This is a genomic window from Bradyrhizobium sp. (genome assembly GCF_036735945.1).
Lineage (GTDB): Bacteria > Pseudomonadota > Alphaproteobacteria > Rhizobiales > Xanthobacteraceae > Bradyrhizobium.
The window spans coordinates 75485-83684 of the sequence record NZ_DAINNI010000016.1 but is presented as its reverse complement, the minus strand read 5'-3'; the positions used below and the strand labels follow the sequence as shown (position 1 = coordinate 83684).

The following is an 8200-nucleotide window of genomic DNA, read 5'->3' as shown; positions in this document are numbered from 1 at the left end:
GGAGCCCGCTTTTGCGATCTCTCCTCAATTGCCGCGCCAGCGGCTTCGTTCAATCTTGAAAATGAAATTGCAAGCTTTCCGGCCTCCCGACCCCAAAAGCTTGCAATCTCAAATCCGCAGCGGGGCCAAAAACCGACTCTCACTCAACGGCTTGGACACTTCTTCACGGACGACGAGTTATTGTCGACCCTTTCAAGCCAGATTTCGCGCCACCATGCGTAAATGCTTCTTGGGCAGAACATTCGACAATTGCTGTAGCGGGATTCACACCAAACTCCTTCAAGAATCACCGCCGGTGTCTTCATGTGAGACATCTTGCCGGTTTTTTCATTGATGAAGTTCTCCACTCTCGCCTGCACCTTATAAACCCGACCACAAAACGGAACGAGTTCCGCGTCGAAGGTCATCCCACGATTTGATACGCCGTCCAGCGTCGCAAGAATTTCGCTGTAAGGCCTCACCCGCACGAGCTCCCCTGGCTGCAGGTTCAGCGTGACGGCCGGGGTTGGCTGCCCCGGCGCGATGGTTCCCTTCCTGCGTGGAAACGGTATGCCGCCGATCAGGCATTGAAAACGGTCATACAGCCAACGTGCCGGGCCACCCGACTTGCCCCGCTTCGCCAAGGTCAAGTTGTAATACAGGACGTAGATAAGTCCGGACGCAATGCGGCCCAGACCAACGTTTCCGGAGCGATAATCCTCAAGATACTGGCTCATATCCCACCACGGAAGCGGCGTGGTGTAGGACGGCAGTTCCGTCGCCTGGCAAGTATAGCGCATCTCGCCGTCTTTATCTTGGGTCCCGATACCGTTCCGGACGTCTTCTTCGGTACACAGGGCCGCCACGACCCCTTCCTCTCCCGGATTGGAAGGACGTGACGCAACCGACTCGTTGTTGATAGGTTTGAGCCACGCCTCCTTCCAGAACAGCAGACAGGCTGCCTGGCAGCCACCGTACGCAAGTCCGTCGCAGCGAAGGTCAAGATGAATTGCGTCGTTTACGCGCTTGCCCGCGACCGGGTTGACTGTGTCACACGTCTTGTGTGCCCGCTTGTAAACCTTGAAACGTTTCCCGCAGAACTGCATCATCTGCGGCATGAAAGGCATCTGCTCCAATCGGCCATTCTTGTCGAGCGTCGCGAGGATCTCCTGCCTGCTCCGCACTTCGACCCAGTCGCCCGCGCGTAATTCCATCTTTCTCACCGTTGCAATGCTTTGAAACCTATCACCGGCTCAAACTTCGGCCTCAGCCGACCTGCTTCCTTTGACGCCTCTGAAAAGGTCAAGATACAGCCCCTTGTCACCCATGACAAACAACAACGTCACGAAATAGACTATAAACATGACGCCGCCTTCCACCGCCAACCGCAGGAAGGCGGGATTCAATTGTGCGATGAAGAATTTGGCGAAGAAAGCCACTCCCCCGGCCAGCACAGCCGAAATCAGCGGCTTGCTTATCGCGAACAAGACGTCTCTTGGAGAAATCGCAGTGCCGTGCACGCACCAGAATATGTGCGGAACGAGCCAGACCATCATCGCGGTCGAGTATGCCAATGCGACGCCGGTCGGGCCGAACGGCAGTCCGATGCAGTAGGCCGTAATGACCAACGGGGCAATCACCAGAGCAATCTTCAAGCTTCTTTCCTGCAATCCCGTCGACATGAGCAGCCAGGCGAACGGATTGATCATCCCGAAGATCAGGATCGTCGGACTGAGGAGGCGAAAGATATCCGTGGCCTCGATCCACTTCGGCCCCAGCAAGACCAGGATGATGTCATCGGCGAACAACGCGCAGAACATCGTGGTCGGCAATGTCAGTGAATTCGCGAGGCGATAGCCCTTCAGGAAATAGCTATTCAGTCGAGGCGGATCGTGCTGAAGCCGCGACAGCGCGGCAAAGGTCACTCCGCCGATTGCCGAGTTGAGGTTAGCCGTCGGAATATTGATGAGTTGGTAGGCCCTGCCATACAGGCCGAGCACATCCGCCCCCCAGAAGCGGCCGAGAAGAAGCTTCTCGAGGTTATAGGCGACATAAACCACCAGGCCGTTCAGGGTTACGGTACCACCAAAGCGCAGCATCGAGCGGGTCCCGGCGCTGCGCCGCGGCAATCCGGGAATCCAGGCGGCGATCGTCCAGACACAGCTAACGAAGACGATTTGCGAAGCGATCGTCGCAGCCACGAGCGACCAATAGCCAAAACCCGCGAGGGCCATGCTGATGCCGACGGCAATACTGGCCAACTGGCAAGAGACTTCGATCGCCGTCATGATGGCAAAACGCAGGTGGCGATCAAGAAGCGCCGCATGCTGGACCCCGGCGGCATTGATGATGAATCCCCCCGCCATGACAACCATGATCCAGAAAAGACGAGGTTCGTCATAGAAACGGACCACGACGGGCGCGCTGAGCAGACACAAAAATGCGAGCAACACACCAACCATCAGGTTGATCCAGAACAGCGTTGATATCTGCTCGTTCGTGATCGCAGCCCTCTGAATCGTGGCGGTTGAAAGTCCGGCTTCAGTAAACAGCCCATAGAAGCCGGTGATGACGGTAACCATCGCTACCAGTCCGAAGTCTGCCGGATCGAGCAGTCGCGCCATTGCGGCTACGAAGAGAATGCGAAGAACGAAGTTCACCGCCTGACCAACAAGCTTGGCCAAACCACCGCGCACTGCCCTCTGCTTCAAGGAGACAAGCGACTCCCCCGCCTGCTCCTCCTTAAACGGTTTAATCATTGACAGTTATTCCGCTGTCTCGCGGCCGCGCCGCTGCTTGTAAAATGCCGCAAAACGCCAACATTCAACATCGAGTTACCGGCCTCCAAACTGCCAAGCAAGCCCCATTTCTATTGGAGATTGGTTCAATAGATATTGCTCCACTAACCATAATAAATTGTTTTCACGCCAGCGGCTGGCCGCAAAATTCACGAGGCACCAAGGACGGCTGATCCAAGCACCTGCTGTCGCGGGGACAAAACGCCCCGACCGGGCTTGCTGCTGCGGCTGACGCGGCGAGTTCCATTTACCATGCCGTGCCGCATCAACCGCAGCCTGACTGCCGTATTAGGGTTTTCCCGAGCCTTGTGCTAGATAATCGTTCAACGCTTTAAATATATCGATTTGGCCGCCCATGTTAAACGAACATCGCGAGCATCGGGACAACTCCGTGGGACCGCTGATTACTATAGCCATTCCCACGTTTAATAGAGCAGAACTGCTGAAGGTTTGTGTCGCGACCTCTCTCGCGCAAACCTATCAAGACTTTGAGCTCCTGGTGTCCGACAATGCCTCTACCGATGAAACGGGCAAGGTACTCAGCGAGTTCACCGATCGGCGGTTACGGGTCATACGGCAGAAGGAGAACATAGGTCTCCTTGGAAACTGGAATGCCTGCCTGAACGAAGCTCGGGGCAAATACGTCGTGCTGCTTTCCGACGACGACGGAATCGATCCCGACTTCCTGGAACGCTGTATCGCATTCGTTGAACGCGAGCGTGATTTGCCTATCGTCGTCGGATTGACACAGCGCCACTCGATCTCTGATGGGCGCATTTTGCCCGCCGCCGGCAGCCAGAAGTTTGAAACCGGAATCTGGGATGGCGCCGATATCCTTCTCGAGCTTCTGCGAGGCAGGATGACGGTTCAACTGTGCACCGTCCTGTTGCGGGCAGACCTGTTGCGTAGCAAGGGAGGATTTCTCGCTGATTTTTGCTATGCTCCGGACTACGCCGCAATCGCGACCCTCTTGTTGGAGGGAAAGGTCGGCCTCCTGAATGAGCGCTGCGGCACGTACGCTTTTCACCACAACAGCCAGACGTCTGCTTTCAGCATCGACGTACTCTTGAAGGACCTCGAGAAGCTTGCTGATCTGATCTCGAGCATCGCCGACCGCACGGTTAAGGATCCTCGCAAGCGTGAGCAGATCAAATTGAACGCAAAGCGATATCTATCCTTGAATGTTGCGTTCCTCCTGATCGAAAGCTGCAAGGCCGGAATCAGCGTCAGTGAACTGAGTTCAGTACTTTGGCGCTGGCATCGACAACTTCCCGCGGCTGCTGCGATCTATTCTCTCAGGATGGCAAAACTGTTTGCAATTCGGCTCGTTCCCGCCCCGGCCATCCGAGGCGTTCGTCGTCTGCTGGAACCGGTGAATTCGCACTAGTCACAACCGCTGAAATTACAACCGCGCTGCCGTCAACAACGAGGCGCTGAGTTGCTGGGATGGTTCGTTCATGCCGCGCGTCTCTGTCCTTCTTCCTGTGTACAATGGCGAGAGCTATCTGGCTCAGGCGATCGACAGCGTTTTGAACCAAACGTTCGACGACTTCGAATTGCTGGTGCTGGATGACGGCTCGACGGACGGATCGCAAGCGATCGCAAGGGCGGCTGCGGCTCGTGACACACGAATAAGGGTTATTGCCGGAGAGCACAGGGGGCTCGTCGATGGGCTGAATTCGGCGGCCGATATCGCTGCCGGCGAATTGCTGGCGAGGATGGATGCCGACGACATCTCCCTGCCCGATCGATTTGCAAAACAGGTTCGCTACTTCGATGCGCACCCGGAATGTTGCGCCGTTGGTTGTCCGGCGATGCGTATCGATCCGGATGGATTACCGATAAGCAGCTGGCCAGTGCCCGAAAGCCACGAAGACATTGATGCCCAGCACATGACAGGTTTGGGCGGAGGAATTCTTCAACCTTCTGTCATGATGCGAAAGTCGAGCTTCCTCCAGGTCGGAGGCTATCGAGCCGAATTCAAGTATGGAGCGGAAGATTACGATCTGTTTCTGCGCATGGCGGAGATCGGCAAACTGGCAAATCTGCCGGAGATCCTTCTGCAGTATCGACTGCATCTCAAGAGCGTCACGGTCAGACGTCATGAAGAACAGTTGCCGGCCGCGAGGCGCGCATTGGACGACGCCAAGACTCGGCGTCAGATAACCGAGCCCCTGCCCTATCGCCAATACCACGTTGGCTCCGGATCCGAAGATGAACTGATGTGGATATGGAGTCGCGCCTCGTTTGCGGGCAAGAACTTTCGCACGGCCCGAAAGTACGCCATCAGGCTTCTGGTGCGACATCCGTGGAAATTGCGGGCCTGGGTGCTTTTCGGCGCCGCCTGTCTGGGACCACTGGCTTTCAAGGTGAAACGCCTCAGCCCATACCGCCTGGGGCCGAGCATTTGAAGCCAGACCGCGCCGCGCGCTATTCGGGCACCGCGCATAGGTGATGAGCGTTCCCGCAAGAGTGCGAAGAACCACGTTCGTGAGCGCCCACGCCCATATTGCGGGAATTCAGTTTCGTGCTATTAAGCACCCCCATTTACGATATTAAATATTTCCATTTAATCGTATAGATAATCACCCGTTACTCGGCTAGGAATCCTCGCTCATTTCCGTTCGACAACTATTTTGAACGGACGACATCAAACCAGGCCCGCGATAATTTTGTCATGAAAATCAGTATTTTCGGTCTCGGATATGTTGGCGCCGTCACGTCGGGCTGCCTCAGCGCCCAGGGGCATTCAGTCATCGGTGTCGATTATGCGCAGGCGAAAGTCACGCTGATAAATCAGGGGAACTCGCCGGTCATCGAAAAAGGGCTCGATGAGACGATCTCCGACGGAGTTCGCAGCGGGCGCCTCAAGGCAACCCAGGACGCCGAAGAGGCGGTCCTGGCAACGGATCTGTCCCTTATTTGCGTTGGAACGCCGAGCAGAAGGAACGGTGATCTCGATACCGGCGCCCTGGAATCCGTCTGCAGGGAAATCGGAGCCGCGCTTCGCAAGAAGCAATCGTGGCACACCGTCATCGTTCGATCGACCGTCCTCCCGGGAACCATTCGCAACGTCGTAATTCCGGAGCTTGAAAAAGCCAGCGGAAGGAAAGTCGGCGTTTCCCTGGGCGTCGGCAGCAACCCCGAGTTCCTGCGTGAGGGCACCGCCATCGACGACTTCCACTCGCCGCCGAAGACGGTGATCGGCGCGGAGGACGAGCGGACGGCAAACGAGATCGAGTCGCTCTACAGCGGGATTGATGCGCCTGTTATCCGCACCTCGATTGCCGTCGCCGAAATGATAAAATACTCGGACAACGTTTGGCACGCGGTGAAAGTATCGTTTGCGAACGAGATCGGAGTGATCTGCAAGAGCCTGGACATCGACAGTCACCAGGTGATGGATATCTTCTGTCAGGACACGAAGCTGAATCTTTCGAGCTACTATCTCAAACCGGGATTTTCGTTCGGAGGCTCCTGCTTGCCCAAGGACGTTCGAGCCCTGGTTCACCGGGCTCGGTCCCTCGATCTGGACCTGCCGCTGCTCGGCTCCGTCCTTCCGTCAAACGAAAAGCAAACCAATCGCGGCTTCGAAATGATCACGCAGCGCGGCAAGCGTGCGGTGAGCATTCTCGGCATGAGCTTCAAGGCCGGCACTGACGATCTTCGAGAGAGTCCGATCCTGGAAATCATCGAGCGTCTTATCGGCAAGGGATACGACGTCCGCATCTTCGATCGTAACGTCAACCTTTCAAAGCTCGTGGGCGCAAACAGGGACTATCTGTTGCGCATGATTCCGCATGTTTCTTCGCTGCTCGTCGATTCTCTCGAGCAGGCGCTTTCGCACGGCGAGATCATTGTCATCGGAAACGGCGATCCGGAATTCCGCAACATCGCGTCTCGCATACGGCCCGAACAGTTTGTTGTCGACCTCGTTCGTATCCGCGATTTCAACAGCCTGAATGGACAATACGATGGCATTGGCTGGTAACTTCTCAAAGCCGCGGCGAGTTCTGATCATCGTCGAGAATCTTCCGGTCCCGTTCGACCGTCGCGTCTGGAATGAGGCCACGACCCTGGTGAAGGCTGGGTATGAGGTTTCGGTGATCTGTCCGACCGGGCATGGCGCCGATGCTCGTCGCGAGGTCATAGACGGGATTCACGTATACCGTCATCCGCTGATAGAAGCGCGCCGGATGCATCTCTATTTTGTCGAGTACAGCGTCGCGCTGTTTTGGGAATTCATTCTTGCCTGGCGCGTGTATTTCGAACGCGGTTTCGACGTCATTCACGCATGCAATCCCCCCGACCTCATCTTTCTGATCGGGGGATTCTTCAAGCTGTTCCTCGGCAAGAAGTTCGTTTTCGATCATCACGACATCAACCCTGAACTGTTCGAGGCAAAGTTCGGCAAGCGCAATTTTCTCTATCGGGTAGTTGCCGCGCTGGAACGTTGGACCTTTGCCGTCGCCGACATTTCGATCGCGACAAACAATTCATATCGGACCATCGCCCTGGAGCGTGGCCGGATGAAGCACGACCGTGTTTTCGTGGTCCGATCGGGGCCCAACCTTGAACGATTGAGGATTGTTCCGCCCGATCCTTCGCTGAAAAAGGGACGCGCTTATTGCGTCGGATATGTGGGAGTCCTGGGCGCGCAGGAAGGTCTGAAATATCTGCTGGAGGCGGCTAGATACATCGTCCATGTGCTTGGACGCCGCGATATTCAGTTCTGCATCGCGGGCGGAGGACCGGAACTCGAGCGGCTCAAGGCCCTCTCGACCGAGCTAGATGTAGCCGACTACGTGACCTTTGCCGGCCGAATTCCCGACACGGAACTGCTCAAGATTCTGAATACGGCCGATGTCTGCGTCAATCCGGACGAATGCAATGCGATGAACGACAAGTCCACCATGAACAAGATCATGGAATATATGGCGCTTGGTAAGCCGATTGTGCAGTTCGATCTGACGGAAGGAAGATTTACGGCGCAGGAGGCATCGCTCTACGCCAAATCCAACGATCCCGTCGATTTCGCCGACAAGATCGTCGAGCTGCTCGGGGACGCAGAGCGGCGCAAACGTCTCGGAGAATTTGGCAGAGCCCGTGTGCTCGAATGCCTTGAATGGCCGCATGAAGCACCAAAACTGCTTCGGGCATATGAAGCCCTGTTTGAACTGAGCTTGAACGAAGATGCGCGCGCCAAGAGGAGCCAGACCATCGGGCGGTTATTCGACCTTTCGGCGAGAGATGCCGACCGAAGATCGCAGGTTCAGCACGCACGCGCGGACGTCACCAAACGCGCGGCCAAGGAAGCCACTACGAGTGATACTGCGTGACGGGCGCCGACTTCGGCGGCCACATCAGGGTCCCCTTGCTCCCTGCAGTTGTGCATATGAACAGCCGGTGCTGACGCCCCCTCA

Annotated in this window: 6 protein-coding genes; 4 read left to right on the top strand and 2 right to left on the bottom strand. The window is 56.4% G+C overall.

The features are described from left to right. Positions 1 to 143 precede the first annotated feature (143 nt). Both V7E26_RS08610 and V7E26_RS08605 read right to left on the bottom strand, forming a co-directional pair. Complete coding sequence (locus tag V7E26_RS08610) at positions 144 to 1193, bottom strand: hypothetical protein (protein WP_324415021.1); 1050 nt, start codon at positions 1191 to 1193, stop codon at positions 144 to 146. 39 nt (positions 1194 to 1232) lie between these two features. Then, positions 1233 to 2738, bottom strand: coding sequence for a lipopolysaccharide biosynthesis protein (locus V7E26_RS08605; RefSeq protein WP_324415020.1), 1506 nt, complete (start codon positions 2736 to 2738; stop codon positions 1233 to 1235). Positions 2739 to 3168: 430 nt separating this feature from the next. Here V7E26_RS08605 and V7E26_RS08600 point away from each other — a divergent pair, with 430 nt between their 5' ends. The 4 genes from V7E26_RS08600 to V7E26_RS08585 all read left to right on the top strand — a co-directional run bounded on the left by V7E26_RS08600 (position 3169) and on the right by V7E26_RS08585 (position 8116). After that, positions 3169 to 4164 (top strand): glycosyltransferase family 2 protein, encoded by a 996-nt coding sequence (locus V7E26_RS08600; protein WP_324415019.1) that lies wholly within the window; start codon positions 3169 to 3171, stop codon positions 4162 to 4164. Between the two features lie 70 nt (positions 4165 to 4234). Beyond that, complete coding sequence (locus V7E26_RS08595) at positions 4235 to 5188, top strand: glycosyltransferase (RefSeq protein WP_324415018.1); 954 nt, start codon at positions 4235 to 4237, stop codon at positions 5186 to 5188. Positions 5189 to 5454: 266 nt separating this feature from the next. Continuing rightward, entirely contained in the window at positions 5455 to 6768 is a 1314-nt protein-coding gene (locus V7E26_RS08590) for a nucleotide sugar dehydrogenase (protein WP_324415017.1), read from the top strand. Then, positions 6740 to 8116 carry a glycosyltransferase family 4 protein gene (locus V7E26_RS08585; RefSeq protein WP_324415016.1) on the top strand — a complete coding sequence of 459 codons (1377 nt, stop codon included), beginning with the start codon at positions 6740 to 6742 and terminating at the stop codon, positions 8114 to 8116. Before V7E26_RS08590 ends, V7E26_RS08585 begins: the two co-directional genes overlap by 29 nt. Positions 8117 to 8200 lie beyond the last annotated feature (84 nt).

Excerpts from the sequence above, each read along its gene's own strand:
- V7E26_RS08595 (WP_324415018.1), top strand. The coding sequence starts at position 4,235 with ATGCCGCGCGTCTCTGTCCTTCTTCCTGTGTACAATGGCGAGAGCTAT.
- V7E26_RS08605 (WP_324415020.1), bottom strand. The coding sequence starts at position 2,738 with ATGATTAAACCGTTTAAGGAGGAGCAGGCGGGGGAGTCGCTTGTCTCC.
- V7E26_RS08585 (WP_324415016.1), top strand. The coding sequence starts at position 6,740 with ATGGACAATACGATGGCATTGGCTGGTAACTTCTCAAAGCCGCGGCGA.
- V7E26_RS08610 (WP_324415021.1), bottom strand. The coding sequence starts at position 1,193 with ATGGAATTACGCGCGGGCGACTGGGTCGAAGTGCGGAGCAGGCAGGAG.
- V7E26_RS08590 (WP_324415017.1), top strand. The coding sequence starts at position 5,455 with ATGAAAATCAGTATTTTCGGTCTCGGATATGTTGGCGCCGTCACGTCG.